Genomic DNA, 14,984 nt, shown 5'->3' with positions numbered 1-14,984 from the left:
ACCGTGTCGGGTCTGAACTCCCTACTTGAAAGAGGCTATTCCCCTGACATCCACAGTCGCTCCCACGTCTACCCCCGCTGCTTCCCCCACGGAATTCCACGTCGCCGCCCCCACCGTCGCCACTGTTGCGGCCACCGCGAAGCCGACGAACATCGACGAATACGTGGCCACTCCCACCGAGCCGCTCGCGAGCGTCGTCGGTCTGCTTCGCGAGAAGTTTGATCTGGGTCTGCCGGAGACGTCGACGGAACTGTGGCACGGGCATCCGGTCTGGCTTGACGACGAGCTGCCGGTCGCCGGTTTCAAGGCGTACCCCACCTTTGTCACCGTGTTGTTCTGGCGCGGTCAAGCCATCACCGATGACTCGGGCAAGCTCAACGCGAGCGGCTCGGCCGAAATGAGCGAGTACAAGCTGCGCGGTGTTGACGACTTCGACGACGCACTGTTCGACGGCTGGCTGCAGCAGGTGCGCGAGCTCGAAGCCGCCTAGCTTGACTAGACGTTAAACGAACGGCCCGCGTCCAAGGACGCGGGCCATTCTGTACGCACACGACGTGACTAGCTGGTGAGGCCGTCCACGTACTCCTGGTTGTCTTCGATCCACTGGGCGACGATCGGTCCGTAGTCCTGGCCGTCATAGTCGACGAACATGGCATTCTCGAGCGAGTACAGCGTGTCGAGGTCCATGTCGAAACTCTCGATCCAACCGGCTGCCGTCGGAAAGTCGGTCTTGAAATCACTCTTGGCATACGAGTGAATGCTCTCCACGCCGCCGAGAGCGCCCTGCGGGTCCTCAAGGTTTTTGAGCGGGAACACGCCGTAGGCCCAGTGCGGCTCCCACAACGTCACAACGATGTTCTCGCCGTTGTCGGTGGCCGTCTGCAGCTCAACGAGCATGGCCGCCGTCGACGAGGTCAGGTATTCCATGTCTTCCAGGCCATATCCCGGAATCACGTTCTCGGTCGTTGCCTTGGTGAGACCGGCACCGGGCTCAATGCCCACGATGCGGTTGCCGAACAGGTCGGCGTTGGCCGCAAGCTCCTCCAGCGAGTCGATCGGGGCATCCGCATTCACGGCAATGGCGTTGCGGGATTCCTCGTTCCAGGTGCCGAGGTCGATCATGTCATCGCCGTATTGCTCGATATAGCTCGCGTGGGTGACCGGCAGCCACACGTCCAGGCTCAGGTCGTAGTCACCGGTCGACAGGCCGGAATACACCGGGGCGACGTCAGCGTACTCAAGCTCGACGTTGTAGCCCTTCTCATCGAGAATGGCCTTCCACAGTTCGGAGGCGGCAACGCCTTCATCCCAGCCGTTGAACACGGCGATCGACATGTCCTTCTGGTCGTCGTTGCCATTGCCGACGGTCTCGGTCTCGCCGGAGGCGGCGCAGCCGGTGAGGGCCAAAACTCCGACCGCTCCCAACGCGAATATTGATTTAGAACGATTCTTCATAAGATTTCCCCTCGTGCCACGTGTCGACGTGGCAGCACATGTTGCACCTCACCCGACACCGCGCCCGATGCAGCGGTGCCGGGACGTACAGAAGGCCTGTGCCAAACTGACACAGGCCTTCCCTACGGAGCGTGACTAGCTGGTGAGGCTGTCCACGTATTCCTGGTTGTCTTCGATCCACTTCGCGACGATCGGTCCGAAGTCGTCTCCGTCATACTCGACGAACATGGCGTTCTCGAGCGAGCCGAGCTGGTCCAGGTCCATCTTGTAGTTACCGAGCCATTCGGCGGCCTGCGGGAAGTCAGTCTTGAATTCGGACTTGCCGTAGGCGTGGAGGCCCTCAGCGTCGCCGAGTGCACCCTCAGGGTCCTCAAGGTTCTTGAGGGGGAGGGCGCTGTAAACCCAGTGCGGCTGCCACAGGGTGACGACGATGTTCTCGCCGTTATCCGTTGCGGCGGTCAACTCGGTAAGCATGGCTGCCGTCGACGAGGTCAGGAATTCCATGCCCTCCAGGCCGTAGGTCGGGATGACCTTCTCGGTCACGGCCTTGGTCAGGCCGGCGCCGGGCTCGATGCCCACGATGCGGTTGTTGAACAGGTCCGCGTTCGCGGCCAGCTCGGTCAGGGAATCGATGGGGGCATCTTCGTTCACAGCGATCGTGAGCGAAGCTTCATCGTTCCACGCGCCGAGGTCGGTGATGCCGTCCTTGTACTTGTCGATGTACGTCGCGTGGGTGTCGGGCGCCCAGACGTCGAGGGTGAAGTCGTAGTCTCCGGTGGAGAGCCCCGAGAACACGGGGGCGACATCCGCATATTCCAGCTCGGCGTTGTAGCCCTTCTCGTCGAGAATGGCTTTCCACAGCTCGGAGGACGCGACGCCCTCGTCCCAGCCGTTGAAGACTGCGATGCTGATGTCTTTCTGGTCGTCGTTGCCGTTGCCGACGGTTTCGGCGTCGGCGGAGCCGGCGCAGCCGCTGAGGGCCAGAACGCCAACGGCTCCGAGGGCGAAGATGGATTTCGAACGGGTTTTCATATGTCTTCCTTTCGTGCCACCTGCTGTGGGTGACTGGGGGTTGACTCGTGGTGCATACGGCAAAAGCCGTACAGGTGGAACGGATGCGAATACATCCGTAAGTCTGGGAATGCCGGTTAGACCCGGGCGGGCTGGGCCGGCGCGGCGGTCGCCGACTTGCGGTTACGCATAGCCAGGCGAAGGGTGCCGAACATGCCGGTGGATTGCGTATCGCCCAGCGACGCCGTAATGCGGTCGAGGAAGATCGCGAGGATCACCACGGAGAGCCCGGCCTCGAAACCGAGCCCGACATCGATGCGGTTCAGGCTGCCGACAACCTCCGCGCCGAGCCCGCCGGCTCCGACCATGCCGGCGATGACGACCATCGAAAGCGAGAGCATAATGACCTGGTTGATTCCCGCCATGATGGTCGGGGTCGCCAACGGAAGCTGGATCTGACGCAGGATACGCCACGGGGACGCTCCGAACGCTTGCCCGGCTTCAACTACTTCCTTGTCAACGCCGCGGATTCCCAGCTCGGTCAGGCGCACACCCGGTGCCATCGCGAAGATGATCGTCGCGACGATTCCGGGAACAACGCCGATCCTAAACAGGATGAGCGCCGGAATCAGGTAGACGAAGGCCGGCATGGTCTGCATGAAGTCGAGGATCGGCCGAATGATGGTCGACGCGGTCGATGATTTGGCCGCCAAGATTCCCAGCGGAACGCTGATCGCAATGGCGATAACGCTGGCGACCAGCACCAGGGCGAGCGTGTCCATCGCGTTTTCCCACTGGTTGACGCCGAGGATCAGGGTCAACCCGACAACGGTACCGACGGCGAATTTCCACCCCCGGGTCCCGTAGGCCAGCGCTGCGGCGAGGATCATGATCACCCAGAAGGGCGGCGAGACGAGTAGAAAGTCAACGCCCTCGAAGGCGCCCTTGAATACGGTGCGCAGGATGTCGAAGAAAAAGCCGAAGGTGTTCGTGATCCAGTCAACGAAGCCCTCCGCCCAGGTACCGAGGGGCAGGCGGAAGTCGTTCACAGTTCAGATCCTTCCGTGGCAGTTTCTTTCAAGGTTTCATCGAGCACGCTCAACGGGATGGTCGAGCGCGGTTCGATCGTCGGCAGGCTACCCGTCTGGGTGCTGACGTTGCCGAGTGCGGCCAGCAGGGTCACCCGCGGAATGACGCCGATGAGGCGCTTCTTCTCGTCGACGACGGCGATCGCCTGGGCGTTTTCAACCGAGGGCTCGACCAGGTCAACCAGTGGGGTGTCCGGGCCGACGGAGAACGCGTCGCCGATAATGATTTTGCGCAGGTCGGTTTCGCCCGACTTCACGAGCTTAAGCACGTCGCTGTCGCGCACGACTCCCACGAAGCTGTTGTCGCGGTTGAGCACGAAGGCGACGGAGGTCTGAAACTCGCGCATGACGCGAAGCGCCGCACGCGGGCCGCCGCTGGTCGTAACCACGGCGCGTACCGGTTCCATCACGCTCGCGGCCGTGAGCACCCGGGCGCGGTCGACATCCTGCACGAACTGGGCGACATAGTCGTTGGCCGGATCGGTGAGGATCTCCTCGGGGGTGCCGATCTGCACGATGCGGCCGTCGCGCATGACGGCGATGCGGTCGCCGAGGAACATGGCCTCGTTGAGGTCGTGGGTGATGAAGATGATGGTCTTGCCGAGTGCGGCCTGCAGCTCGATGAGCTGCTCCTGCATTTCGCGGCGGATCAGCGGGTCCAGCGCCGAGAAGGCCTCGTCCATAAGCAGCACGTCGGTGTCAGCCGCGAGGGCCCGGCCGAGGCCGACCCTCTGCTGCATTCCGCCGGAGAGCTCGGACGGCAGGTTGTCGGCCCAGCCGGCGAGGCCGACCAGGTCGATGATGGTCTGCGCTTTCGCGAGGCGTTCCGCACGACCCATGCCCTGGATCTCCAGGCCGTAGGCGACGTTGTCGATCACCGTGCGGTGCGGCAGCAGGGCGAAGTGCTGAAACACCATGGAGATGCTCTTGCGACGCACCTCGCGCAGCTCCTGAGCGGACACGCCCGTAATATCGGTGCCACCGATGGTCACCGTGCCGGAGGTGGTGTCCCACAGCCCATTGAGCATGCGAATGAGTGTCGACTTGCCCGAGCCGGACAGGCCCATAACGACGAAGATCTCGCCCTTCTTCACCTCGAAGGAGGCGTCGATAACGGCCGCAATGCCCAGAGATGAGATGTCGGCACGGCTTTTGCCGGCCTTGAGTTTCTTGACAATCTCGTGCGGGCGACGCCCGAAGGCCTTATACAAGTGATCTGCCTTGACGGCGATGGAATCAATACTGCTATTGGTCACGCGTTCTCCGGTGCACACCGTACGTAGTCGATTTTACGACTGACGAAGCGAAATGCTGTCTTGTCGGACGGGTAGGTACCGAGCGGCCCGAACGCGATGTGCAGTGCAAACTGAATCAGCGCGGGCTGGAGCAATCATGGGATCGCGTCCGTCGGTGCCACACCATACGAATGCGGCCGTTCCATCTCAAATGGTGGCTACGCGTTCGCGTCCTGGTGAAGGGTTGTAAGACCGGCATCAATAGTAACACAATCATATTTCGGTCGACCGAAATTAGATTCCACTTTGGTCTCGAACGCGGGCCCGAACATCGCAATCTACCCATAAAAACAGGGGTGCCGCCCGGGAGGATTCCTCCGGGCGACACCCTTATCGCGATTCTAATACCCGCGATTTATACCGATGCGCGTTCCAACACCTCAACCTGTGCGGCCTTCTCAGCGGTGCGCTGGCTGGTGGCGACGCTCACGTGACCGTGCGAGAGCATGGTGTGCTCGTCGAACGGTTCGAGCTTGTCGAGCACGCGGTCAACCTGCACCCGGTCGAGCTCTTTCGTCCACGAACCGATCATGACCGTCGCCACGGCGTTGCCGGTGAAGTTGGTCAGGGCACGTGCCTCGGACATGAAGCGGTCGATGCCCACGATGAAGCCGACGCCGCCGACGAGCTGCGGGGCGTGGGCCTGCAGGCCGGCAGCCAGTGTGGCGAGGCCGGCGCCGGAGACTCCGGCGGCACCCTTGCTCGCGATGATCATGAAGACGAGCAGGCCAATCTGCTCGCCGAGGGCGAGCGGCTGGCCGAGCGCGTTGGCGATGAACAGCGAGGCCATGGTGAGATAAATCGCGGTGCCGTCGAGGTTGAACGAGTATCCGGTGGGCACGGTCACGCCGACGACGGGCTTGGACACGCCGAGGTGTTCCATTTTGGCGATCAGTCGCGGCAGCGCCGCTTCCGACGACGAGGTGGAGAAGATCAGCAGGTATTCACGGCCGAGGTAGCGCATCAGCTTGAAGATGTTCACGCCGGTGACGAGCTTGAGTAGTCCACCGAGAATGACCACGATGAAGATGATGCAGGTGATGTAGAAAGCCGCCATGAGGGTGAAGAGGCTGATCACGGCTTGGATGCCGGTGGCACCGACGACCGCCGCGATCGCACCGAAGGCACCGATCGGGGCCAGCCACATGACCATGATCAGAATGCGGAAGACCAGGGCCTGCACGTGGGCGATGCCCTCAAGAATCGGCTTTCCTGCCGCGCCCATCTTCTGCAGGGCGAATCCGGCAATGAGCGCCACGAGAAGCGTCTGCAGGATGTTGCCGCTGGTCAGCGACGAGAACAGTGTGGAGGGTACGATCCCGAGCAGGAATGACTGGGTGTCGGCGGATTCGGTGGCCTTGAACGTGGCATCCGTGAGGTTGATGCCCTCACCCGGGTGAATCAGGTTTCCCACGACCAGGCCGATGCCCAGCGCGAAGGTAGACATGATCAGAAAGTAGCCGAGGGCCAGGCCGCCGATCTTGCCGACCGTTGCTGCCTTGGCAATCGATCCGATGCCGAGAATGATCGTGCAGAAGATGATCGGGGCGATCATCATCTTGATCAGGGCGATGAACAGGTCACCGAGCGGCTTGAGGGAAACCGCGAAGCCTTCCGGCCCGCCCCAGACCAGACCGACCACAATACCCAGGATGACCGCGATAATGACGGCCATGTAGAGGTAGTGCGACGAGTCGAGTTTCTTTTTGGGTTTGGACTTCTTAGTGACTTTGCTGCGGGTTGATGGCGTCGATGCCATGTCAGACTCCTATGTCTAGGCTTAACCTGGCCCACCACGGGTCCGGATGCTGCTGGAGATCCACACTGGTCGCTGCGCGCCGTTCGCGCACGGTTGCGGTCATACTGTTCATAGTTCACGAGGGGATCGGTAGTGCGAACGGAATGGAGCATCGCCCGACGCCTCTTTTTCGCGCACGCATTGTTCATCGTGGTCATGGCCGTTTTCGTTGGCACCGCGTTCTTTGTAGACGCCCGCGACCAAGGTTTTGAGGAGACCAGCGATCGGATGCTCGCCGTCGCCACCGCCATTGCCGATAGTCCCCTGGTGCTCGCGGCGAGCGAATCGGCCGACCCGAGCAGTTCGCTGCAGCCCTATGCCCTGGAGCTGACCGACGACGCCGGGCTCGACTTCATCACGATCATGGCCCCGGACCGCACCCGATGGACCCATCCCACCGAATCGGAGATCGGTAACGATTACATCGGTGCGATTGAACCGGCACTATCCGGAACGGCCTTCACCGAAACCAGTACGGGCACGCTCGGGCCATCCGTTCGTGCGGTCGTGCCGGTGCGAGATGCCGACGGCACCGTGCGCGCACTCGTAGCGGTCGGTACCACAACCTCGAACATCACCATCGCTCTGAATGCCCGCCTGCCGTCGGTGCTCGGGCTGGCCCTCGGACTGCTCGCATCGGGATCGGTGGTGACCTGGCTGCTCGGGCGCTACTTGCGGCGGGTCACTCTCGGCTGGGGACCGGAACGTCTGGCGCAACTCTTCGTGTATTACGACTCGGTGCTGCACTCGGTGCGGGAAGGTCTGGTATTGGTCGACCTGCACGGCGATATCGTGCTCTACAACGATCAAGCGGCCCGGCTGCTCGGCATTCCGCCACGGCCCGCCATGGGCAGCACCGAGCTGGCGCCCACGCTCACCGATCTGAGCCTGCCGCCCAGCCTGGGTGAGTTGCTGCGCAGCGGCCGTACCGCCCACGACGAGATACACCTGACCGGTACGCGGGTACTCGTAGTGAACCAGGAGCCGGCGTCCTCCACCTCGGCCGATGGTGGCAAGTCAACGCCGATGGGATTCGTCGCGACCATTCGCGACCACACCGACCTGCAGACCCTCGGCAGCGAGTTGCAGTCGATGCAGACTCTCTCCGACGCGTTGCGGGCCCAAACCCACGAACATTCCAATCGGCTGCACACGATCGTGTCGCTGATGGAACTGGGTCGCACCGAGCAGGCCCTCGAGTTCGCCACGAAAGACCTCGAGCTGAGCCAGCAACTCGCCGACGAGATTCTCGGTTCGGTGGACGAACCGGTGATCAGCGCCCTGATCATGGGTAAATCAACGCAGGCCAATGAACTCGGCATCGCCCTCACCGTCACCGCCTCGGGCACGCTCGCCCAGTCGGGGCTGTCGGTTCAGGACCTCGTGACGGTATTGGGCAATCTGGTCGACAACGCGCTGGATGCGGCGGCGGCCGGCGAGGACCCCCGCCGGGTATCGGTGAGCGTCTCCTCAACCGAGCAGGCCGTGGTGATCGAAGTCGCCGACAGCGGCGCCGGAGTGGCACCCGAGGTGATCGACGACGTGCTGCGCCTCGGCTTCAGCACCAAGGGCGACGCCGTTACGGTGCCGGGCCGGTCGATCGGCGGCCGGGGCCTCGGCCTCGCCCTGGTTCGCCAGGCGGTCACCCGGCTCGGCGGCACCCTCACCATTGGGCGCCGTGACGGAGCCGTCTTCACCGTCGCGATCCCGGCCGACCCCGGTCCGGTGTCCCCCACGGTGCCCACGCCCACGGCGGTCGATCATGCCTGAGGCCGTGCCGCTCATTCGCGTCCTTGTCGTCGAAGACGAACCGCTCGCGGCCGAAGCGCACGCCGTGTATGTGGGTCGGCTGGCCGGTTTCGAACTCGTCGGCACAGCCGGAACCGGGCAGGACGCATTTCGTCAGGTCGTCGCTGCCGCCTCGGCCGGCACGCCGATCGACCTCGTGCTCATGGACATGAACCTCCCCGACAGCCACGGGCTAGACGTGAGCCGGCGCATCCGTGCGGCCGGCCTGGCCACGGACATCATTGCCATCACCGCGGTGCGCGACCTCGAGAACGTGCGCGGAGCGATCGCGGCCGGAGTCGTGCAGTACCTGATCAAGCCATTCACGTATTCGACCTTCGCCACGAAACTATCCAGTTACCGGGACTTTCGGGCCGAATTGAACGGGCAGGCATCCGTTGTGACGCAGTCGGGCGTTGATCACGCGTTTGCGAGCCTGCGTGCGCCGACCGATATTGCTCGGCCGAAGGGTGTGGCCAATTCAACGCTCGATTCCCTGGTCGCGTACCTGCAGGCGCACGCCGCGCCGGTGTCGGCGAGTGAGCTGATGGAGCCACTTGGGCTTTCGCGCGTCACGGCGCGGCGCTATCTGGAGTATCTCGCCGACAAGGGTCTGGTGCTGCGTGCACCCCGATACGGCACGCCGGGGCGGCCCGAAAACGAGTACCGCTGGAAGAGTGCCGGCTAGCGGTTGGTGAACACCGCGGGTCGCTTCTCGATGAAGGCGGCCATGCCCTCGCTCTGGTCGTCCGTGGCAAACACGGAGTGAAACAGACGACGTTCCAAGTGGATGCCGGCGCTCAGCTGCGATTCGTACGCCGCGTTCACGACCTCCTTGGCGAGCATCGCGATCGGCGCCGACTTGGCGGCGATCGTCGTCGCGGTCTTGAGTGCGTCCTCGAGCAGTTCGGCAGCCGGAACGATGCGCGACACGAGGCCGGCCCGTTCGGCTTCGACGGCTCCGATGGTACGACCGGTGAGGATCATCTCCATGGCCTTGGCCTTGCCGACAGCACGGGTCAGGCGTTGGGATCCGCCCATGCCCGGAATGACGCCGAGCTTGATCTCGGGCTGGCCGAAGGTGGCGGTGTCGGAGGCAATGATGAAGTCGCAGATCAGGGCCAGTTCGCAGCCGCCACCGAGGGCGTGGCCGGAGACGGCGGCGATGACGGGGGTGCGCACGGCGGCGAGGCGGTCCCAGCCGGCGAACCAGTCGTTGAGGTACATGTCCATGTAGCTCATGGTCGACATCTCTTTAATATCGGCGCCGGCCGCGAAAGCTCGTTCGGAGCCGGTGATGATGATCGCGCCGATCTCCGGGTCGGCGTCGAGCCGGGTGGCGGCACCGACCACGTCCTGCATCGTGGCGAAGTTGAGGGCGTTCAGTGCCTTGGGCCGATTGAGCGTGATGATACCCACACGACCGTTGCGTTCGAGCAGAATATTCTCGTAGGTGTCGGCGTCGGTCGGGTTTGCATCGGTCTGGGAGTCGCTCACGCGGTGGCCTCTCGTTCGGTGGAGTCGTGCTGGTTGGGTTCGTTGTCGCCTATGTTCGCGCGGGGGAGGCGTAGTTCGCGCTCCCCCAACGAGGCGAAGTGCGCCTGCACGTCGGCGTCGGTCACCGCGTCAATGGTGTTGGGCCGCCACACCGGGTTGCGGTCCTTGTCGATGACCTGGGCACGAATGCCCTCGATCAGGTCGGCTCCGGCCACCATGCGCAACGAGACCCGGTATTCCTGTTCGAGCACCTCTTCCAAGCTGCCGAGGTCGCGGGCACGGCGCAGGGATTCGAGGGTGACCGTGACGGCGGTCGGCGACTTGGCCAGGATCGCGGCGGCGGCTTCGTTCGCTGCGGCAACGGGAGATGACTGCAACCGTTCCAGGATCGTAGGCAGATCGTTTCCGGCGTAGCACTCGTCAATCCAGTCGCGTTCGGCCAGCAGTGGTGCCGGCGGCACGGTCGAGACGTGCTGGGCGATGGCGAGGGCGGCAGGCATCCGTTTGAGGGCGTCGACCAGTACGTCGCGGCGGGCCCCGTCGACGAAGCTGTCGGCGAGGCCGAGTGCGATGGCATCCGCGCCGGTCATGGTCGCGCCGGTGAGGGCGAGGTGGGTGCCGAGCTCACCGGGAGTGCGCGAGTAGAGGTAGGTTCCGCCGACGTCGGGCACGAAACCAATGGTGGTCTCGGGCATGCCGAGTTTGGTGCGTTCGGTCACGACCCGGTGTGAGGCGTGGCCGCTCACGCCCACTCCCCCGCCGAGCACGATGCCGTCCATCAGGGCCACGAAGGGTTTGGCATACCGCTTGATCTGGGCGTTCAACGTGTACTCGTCGGCCCAGAATTGTGCGTTCTCGTCGGGATTAGTGCGCGCGTCACGGTAGATCGAGACGATATCGCCGCCGGCACACAGGGCACGATCGCCCCGGCCGGTGAGCAGCACGGTGTGCACCTCCGGGTCGTCGGCCCACTCGGTGAGGGCAGCGGCGATCTCGCAAATCATCGGGTGGGTCAGGGCGTTGAGCGCCTTCGGGCGATTCAGAATAATGCGGGCCAGCGTTCCATCGCGCTCCAGCAACACATCTGGCTCGGTGAGAGCGGATGCCGCCGCGCTGTTCGAGGGGCTGTCGATCGAGTCAGTGCTGGGCATAACAGACCTTTCCGCGTCGATGCGGTTGTCAATGCAGGGGGTCGATGCGCACATCGAGCTGGGCAATGTGCCTCAGTCTAGCGACGGCTCGATGAGCGTCGGCTGCGCACCGCGCACAAACGGTGTCCTCGCGTAGCCTTGCACCATGGCTCGAACTAGTGCAACCAATACCGACGTGAATCGCAGTGGCATGCTCGACTTCGTGCGGCCACGCCACCACCTGCTGCTGGCCACCATGCGCCTCGATGGTCGCCCGCAGATCTCCCCCGTTTCGGGCGGCGTCGACCAGGCCGGACACATCGTGATCTCGTCGTATCCGGCCCGGGCGAAGACCCGCAACCTTGAGCGGGACCCTCGGGCATCCGTTCTCGTTTTGTCGGATGACTGGGACGGAGCCTGGATTCAGGTCGACGGTGACGCCGAGGTTCTGCACATGCCCGAAGCCGCTGATGGTTTGGTCGAGTACTTTCGCAGCATCTCCGGCGAGCATTCAAACTGGGCCGAGTATCGCGAGGCGATGGCCATTCAGAACAAATCATTGATTCGCATCACTCCCACGCGCTGGAGCCCCATCTCGACCGGCGGCTTTCCGCCCGAGGTCACCGCCCGACTGGATGCCCGCTGAACCAAGCGAGTTCTCGACACATCCGGAGCCCTGTGCGCCACAGCAGCCTCTCGCTGTGACCCGGCCAGGTCGGCACTAGGCTCGAACCATGGTTGCCAGGGCTGAGCGCATTGCCGGTGTTCTCACCTCGTGGAACGACGAACGCGGTTTCGGGTTTATCTCCCCGACGACGGGTGGCAAGGCGGCCTTCGTGCACATCAAGGCCTTTCCGCAAGGTTCGGATCGGCCTCGCCTGGGTATGTCGCTCACGTTCGACGTTGAATTCACGGCCGAGGGCAAGAGTCGGGCAACGCGCGTGCGCACGCCGTCCCCTGCGGCAGCTGGACCGTTCACGAGAACCGACAAAAATCGGCGCCGCGGCGCGCGAAAAAAGTTCGGTGCACGGAGCTATCTCGCCATCGTCGCGTTCGTCGCCGGTTACCTCGTTCTCGACTCATTCCATCCGCTGCCGATCTGGGTCGCGGGGTGCTACGCCGTGATGAGTCTCGTCTGCTTCTTCTTCTACGCCGCGGACAAGTCCGCTGCCGTCGCGGGGCGTTGGCGTGTTTCGGAGAGCACTCTTCTGGTGTTGGGCCTTGCCTGCGGCTGGCCGGGAGCGATTCTGGCCCAACAGCTTTTTCACCACAAGACGACGAAAGCAAGTTTTCGCTCGGCCTTCTGGGCCAGTGTGATCACCAACGTTGTGATCGTCGGTGTGCTCTTTCTCGCCGTCACGACAAACTTCACATCCGCCTAAGCCTGAAACCACCCGTTCGCGGTAATGTCGCGGCGACGTCGGTGCGCGCGGGAGTTGCGCCAGTGCGCGCGGCGCAACTCCCGCGCACTGGCGCAGCCCCCGCCTAGCGTGCGGCGCGGGAGTTCTGGCCAGGCCGCAAGCACCGCGATCTGACAGGATAGGACCATCATGAAGACCCTCCTCAACATCATCTGGTTCGTGTTCTCGGGCTTCTGGCTGTTCCTTGGCTACATGCTCGCGGCGCTCATCATGTGCGTGCTCATCGTCACCATTCCTTGGGGAATCGCGGCGGCGCGCATCGGCGTCTACGCGCTCTGGCCGTTCGGCAAGACCGTGGTTCCCACGCCCACGGCCGGCGTCGGCTCTTTTCTCGGCAACGTCATCTGGGTGGTGCTGGCCGGCTGGTGGATCGCCCTCGAGCATCTGCTCTCCGGTATCGCGTTGTGCGTGACGATCATCGGCATCCCGTTTGGAATCGCCAACTTCAAGCTGATCCCGGTCGCGCTCATGCCGCTCGGCAAACAGATCATCGACATACGGTAGGTCTGCCACGACCCAGCGTCCGATCTGAAGCAGCGGGTTTCTGCGTCTCGCGGTGTGTGTCGGGATGCTGGGCTGCGGCTAGCACTGCGCGCAGGCCACTAGCGACTGTGGCTCACGCGAACTGCGTCTCGACGCCCATGCTATTGCGCAAACGATCTATATTTCGCGGCGTGCTTGTCTCGATGTCCGGCAGCCCCGCGGATAATGCATCCGCTAAACGGGATGCGCCGATCACAAAGGTGGGCTCCGGGGCGCCCCTCAGCTTCTGCAGCTGAGCGTCAGCCAGGAAGGCGTCGGGGTAAACCAGGATGGCCGCCGACACTCGCCCGATGCCGAGCGCCGTGGCCACGGCCAGCAGGCGCGGGCGCATCGAGCTGAGCACCTCAGGTACCGCCTGGCCGCAGTGAATCAGGGTGCCGAATTCTACGGTTACCGGTCCCGACGCGGTCATGGACTCGATCAAAATTAGACCCTGGGGCCCCACCACAAGGTGATCGATGCGTGTCTTCTTTGGTCCGACCTGAAGATCGTGCCAGATCGAGAAATCCAGGCCCAGCGGTTTCAACGCGCGAGCCGTGAGCTCCTGCGCACGCGCCTTCTCGAACCAACTGCGTGCAGCCGCCGGCGCCGCAGCCACGGCTTCGTCCGAGTAGGGGGACTCCAATAGTGGCGTCACGTTGGCGGGACGATTTCGCTGATTCCATTCGAAGGCCTGCCGGGCCGATCGGTACTCCTTCTGCGCGGCCGCGTATCGCAGCGCCATCTTCTTGCGATAACGGATCAGTTCGCGGCGATACGGGTCCTGCAGCATCCGCATAACGCCAATCGGAACGGAGCAAAGCGCACCAGACGCCCCAGAGATTCCGGCCACGAACGCCAGCGATCCCCACAGCCCCAGAGGAGCGATCCCTTCCACTTCCTGACCCCACACCAAGATCAGAAACAGCACCACACCGACGGTGGCAAAGACCACGATCATGCGCCGGCACAGCTTCGCCCACTGGTGCAGAAACGGTCCTCGTTTCTTCGTCGCGGGAGCCCAGGCTACCGGCGGTGTGGGCGGAGACGGGTAGTTGATCAGCCATCCCCGCAAAAGGTCGAGGTAGAGCAGCCGCGCACTGCCTCCGGGATGCCCGTGGCTGTCGGCCCGCCGCGCCCGCGGGCGCTCCTGCTCCGTGCGAGTGGTGCCGCGCGCCCCAGCCGCCGGTGCCGCCGGGCGCGCGCGATGTTTTGCTTCCGCCGAGCGTGCGCCCGAGCGGATGCTGCTGTCATAGGCCGCACGCCGCTTCGGGTTACCGATCACCGCCCAGGCTTCCTGCACCACACGAAAGCGTTCCGCTGATCCGCCGGTGTCCGGATGACTGGATCGCTGCATGCGGCGATAGGCGCGTTTCAGTTCAGCCGGATCGGCCGAGGCCGACACCCCGAGCACGTGGTAGTGGTCACGCGCGGTCACTGCAGGACGGCCGTCATGCCGATCGACACTGCCCGAAACAGCTCCTCGAGCACCGATTGCGCAGCGACCTGTTCCCCCATGTGTACTGCCTGCAACGTCAACGTTATTCCAATCCCCACGGTTCAACCTACCGGCCTTTGCGTGCAGGCTGCGCGCCATTTTTGACACCAGTCCGAGGACTGGAACGGTTCGTTTACGGATGCTCGCCAACTAGGGCACCCCGGCGGCTACTCGCCGTGGCCGTGGCGTCGGGCGGCAGAATGCGGTGCCGAAGTTGTCTCTGTGCCAGCACGTGAAGCAGGTTGCCCTGGGGCAGTGCGTGGGTGCCCCGGCGCATAACTCCTGCTATTTCCGAGACGGCGTGCAAGAGATGCCCGCAATCCGGGGCCAACGGTCGAGTGCCGGCCCGATTTGCCGGAGTTATGCGCGGTCACGTCGCCGACACGTTACCCTCGCCGAGCGGCACTCCCGGTAATCCCGTACCCGGCACCGCTCGCTCGGGGAGGCGAAGCTGGGCATCCACTGCGGGTCGCAGGCTATC

General features: G+C 63.8%; 15 protein-coding genes. 6 read left to right on the top strand and 9 right to left on the bottom strand.

Annotated features, from left to right (window positions below):
- Positions 1-25 precede the first annotated feature (25 nt).
- On the top strand, positions 26-490 hold the full coding sequence (locus QMK22_RS07140; protein ID WP_283496924.1) for a DUF1801 domain-containing protein: 465 nt from the start codon (positions 26-28) through the stop codon (positions 488-490).
- A 68-nt stretch (positions 491-558) separates the two neighbouring features.
- Here QMK22_RS07140 and QMK22_RS07135 read toward each other — a convergent pair whose 3' ends face one another.
- The 5 genes from QMK22_RS07135 to QMK22_RS07115 all read right to left on the bottom strand — a co-directional run bounded on the left by QMK22_RS07135 (position 559) and on the right by QMK22_RS07115 (position 6,608).
- Positions 559-1,455, bottom strand: a complete 897-nt coding sequence (locus tag QMK22_RS07135) for a glycine betaine ABC transporter substrate-binding protein (RefSeq protein WP_283496923.1) — start codon at positions 1,453-1,455, stop codon at positions 559-561.
- Positions 1,456-1,590: 135 nt separating this feature from the next.
- On the bottom strand, positions 1,591-2,487 hold the full coding sequence (locus QMK22_RS07130) for a glycine betaine ABC transporter substrate-binding protein (protein WP_283496922.1): 897 nt from the start codon (positions 2,485-2,487) through the stop codon (positions 1,591-1,593).
- A 116-nt stretch (positions 2,488-2,603) separates the two neighbouring features.
- On the bottom strand, positions 2,604-3,515 hold the full coding sequence (locus tag QMK22_RS07125; protein WP_283496921.1) for an ABC transporter permease: 912 nt from the start codon (positions 3,513-3,515) through the stop codon (positions 2,604-2,606).
- Positions 3,512-4,810, bottom strand: a complete 1,299-nt coding sequence (locus QMK22_RS07120) for a quaternary amine ABC transporter ATP-binding protein (protein WP_283496920.1) — start codon at positions 4,808-4,810, stop codon at positions 3,512-3,514. The genes QMK22_RS07125 and QMK22_RS07120 overlap by 4 nt, the downstream gene beginning before the upstream one ends.
- 394 nt (positions 4,811-5,204) lie before the next feature.
- Positions 5,205-6,608: a cation:dicarboxylate symporter family transporter gene (locus QMK22_RS07115; protein WP_283496919.1), complete on the bottom strand. Its 1,404-nt coding sequence runs from the start codon at positions 6,606-6,608 to the stop codon at positions 5,205-5,207.
- A gap of 132 nt (positions 6,609-6,740) precedes the next feature.
- On the opposite strand from QMK22_RS07115, the gene QMK22_RS07110 reads away from it, so the two are divergent.
- Together QMK22_RS07110 and QMK22_RS07105 are read left to right on the top strand one after the other, a co-directional pair.
- Positions 6,741-8,417 (top strand): sensor histidine kinase, encoded by a 1,677-nt coding sequence (locus tag QMK22_RS07110; protein WP_283496918.1) that lies wholly within the window; start codon positions 6,741-6,743, stop codon positions 8,415-8,417.
- 4 nt (positions 8,418-8,421) lie between these two features.
- Positions 8,422-9,123 (top strand): response regulator, encoded by a 702-nt coding sequence (locus tag QMK22_RS07105; protein WP_283497117.1) that lies wholly within the window; start codon positions 8,422-8,424, stop codon positions 9,121-9,123.
- On the opposite strand, the gene QMK22_RS07100 is transcribed toward QMK22_RS07105, so the two are convergent.
- Positions 9,120-9,932: an enoyl-CoA hydratase gene (locus QMK22_RS07100; RefSeq protein WP_283496917.1), complete on the bottom strand. Its 813-nt coding sequence runs from the start codon at positions 9,930-9,932 to the stop codon at positions 9,120-9,122. The two genes, QMK22_RS07105 and QMK22_RS07100, sit on opposite strands and share 4 nt — an antisense overlap.
- Entirely contained in the window at positions 9,929-11,083 is a 1,155-nt protein-coding gene (locus QMK22_RS07095) for an enoyl-CoA hydratase/isomerase family protein (RefSeq protein WP_283496916.1), read from the bottom strand. Before QMK22_RS07095 ends, QMK22_RS07100 begins: the two co-directional genes overlap by 4 nt.
- Positions 11,084-11,228: 145 nt before the next feature.
- Here QMK22_RS07095 and QMK22_RS07090 point away from each other — a divergent pair, with 145 nt between their 5' ends.
- The 3 genes from QMK22_RS07090 (at position 11,229) to QMK22_RS07080 (ending at position 12,987) form a co-directional block, all read left to right on the top strand.
- Positions 11,229-11,708, top strand: a complete 480-nt coding sequence (locus QMK22_RS07090) for a PPOX class F420-dependent oxidoreductase (RefSeq protein ID WP_283496915.1) — start codon at positions 11,229-11,231, stop codon at positions 11,706-11,708.
- Between the two features lie 88 nt (positions 11,709-11,796).
- On the top strand, positions 11,797-12,444 hold the full coding sequence (locus tag QMK22_RS07085; RefSeq protein WP_283496914.1) for a DUF1294 domain-containing protein: 648 nt from the start codon (positions 11,797-11,799) through the stop codon (positions 12,442-12,444).
- A 168-nt stretch (positions 12,445-12,612) separates the two neighbouring features.
- A complete protein-coding gene (locus QMK22_RS07080) occupies positions 12,613-12,987 on the top strand; it encodes a YccF domain-containing protein (RefSeq protein ID WP_283496913.1) in 375 nt (124 codons plus the stop codon).
- A gap of 112 nt (positions 12,988-13,099) precedes the next feature.
- Here QMK22_RS07080 and QMK22_RS07075 read toward each other — a convergent pair whose 3' ends face one another.
- Both QMK22_RS07075 and QMK22_RS07070 read right to left on the bottom strand, forming a co-directional pair.
- Complete coding sequence (locus QMK22_RS07075) at positions 13,100-14,443, bottom strand: J domain-containing protein (protein ID WP_283496912.1); 1,344 nt, start codon at positions 14,441-14,443, stop codon at positions 13,100-13,102.
- Complete coding sequence (locus QMK22_RS07070; protein WP_283496911.1) at positions 14,440-14,562, bottom strand: hypothetical protein; 123 nt, start codon at positions 14,560-14,562, stop codon at positions 14,440-14,442. Before QMK22_RS07070 ends, QMK22_RS07075 begins: the two co-directional genes overlap by 4 nt.
- Positions 14,563-14,984 lie beyond the last annotated feature (422 nt).

It is taken from the genome of Cryobacterium sp. PH29-G1 (assembly GCF_030063365.1).
In the GTDB taxonomy this organism is placed as follows: Bacteria; Actinomycetota; Actinomycetes; order Actinomycetales; family Microbacteriaceae; genus Cryobacterium.
Note: the sequence above shows the minus strand (reverse complement) of the source record. Positions and strands in the feature narration are given on the sequence as shown.

Bases quoted from the DNA above. Each gene is read 5' to 3' on its own strand.
- QMK22_RS07080 (WP_283496913.1), top strand. From the start codon at position 12,613: ATGAAGACCCTCCTCAACATCATCTGGTTCGTGTTCTCGGGCTTCTGG.
- QMK22_RS07085 (WP_283496914.1), top strand. From the start codon at position 11,797: ATGGTTGCCAGGGCTGAGCGCATTGCCGGTGTTCTCACCTCGTGGAAC.
- QMK22_RS07130 (WP_283496922.1), bottom strand. From the start codon at position 2,487: ATGAAAACCCGTTCGAAATCCATCTTCGCCCTCGGAGCCGTTGGCGTT.
- QMK22_RS07090 (WP_283496915.1), top strand. From the start codon at position 11,229: ATGGCTCGAACTAGTGCAACCAATACCGACGTGAATCGCAGTGGCATG.
- QMK22_RS07095 (WP_283496916.1), bottom strand. From the start codon at position 11,083: ATGCCCAGCACTGACTCGATCGACAGCCCCTCGAACAGCGCGGCGGCA.
- QMK22_RS07135 (WP_283496923.1), bottom strand. From the start codon at position 1,455: ATGAAGAATCGTTCTAAATCAATATTCGCGTTGGGAGCGGTCGGAGTT.
- QMK22_RS07115 (WP_283496919.1), bottom strand. From the start codon at position 6,608: ATGGCATCGACGCCATCAACCCGCAGCAAAGTCACTAAGAAGTCCAAA.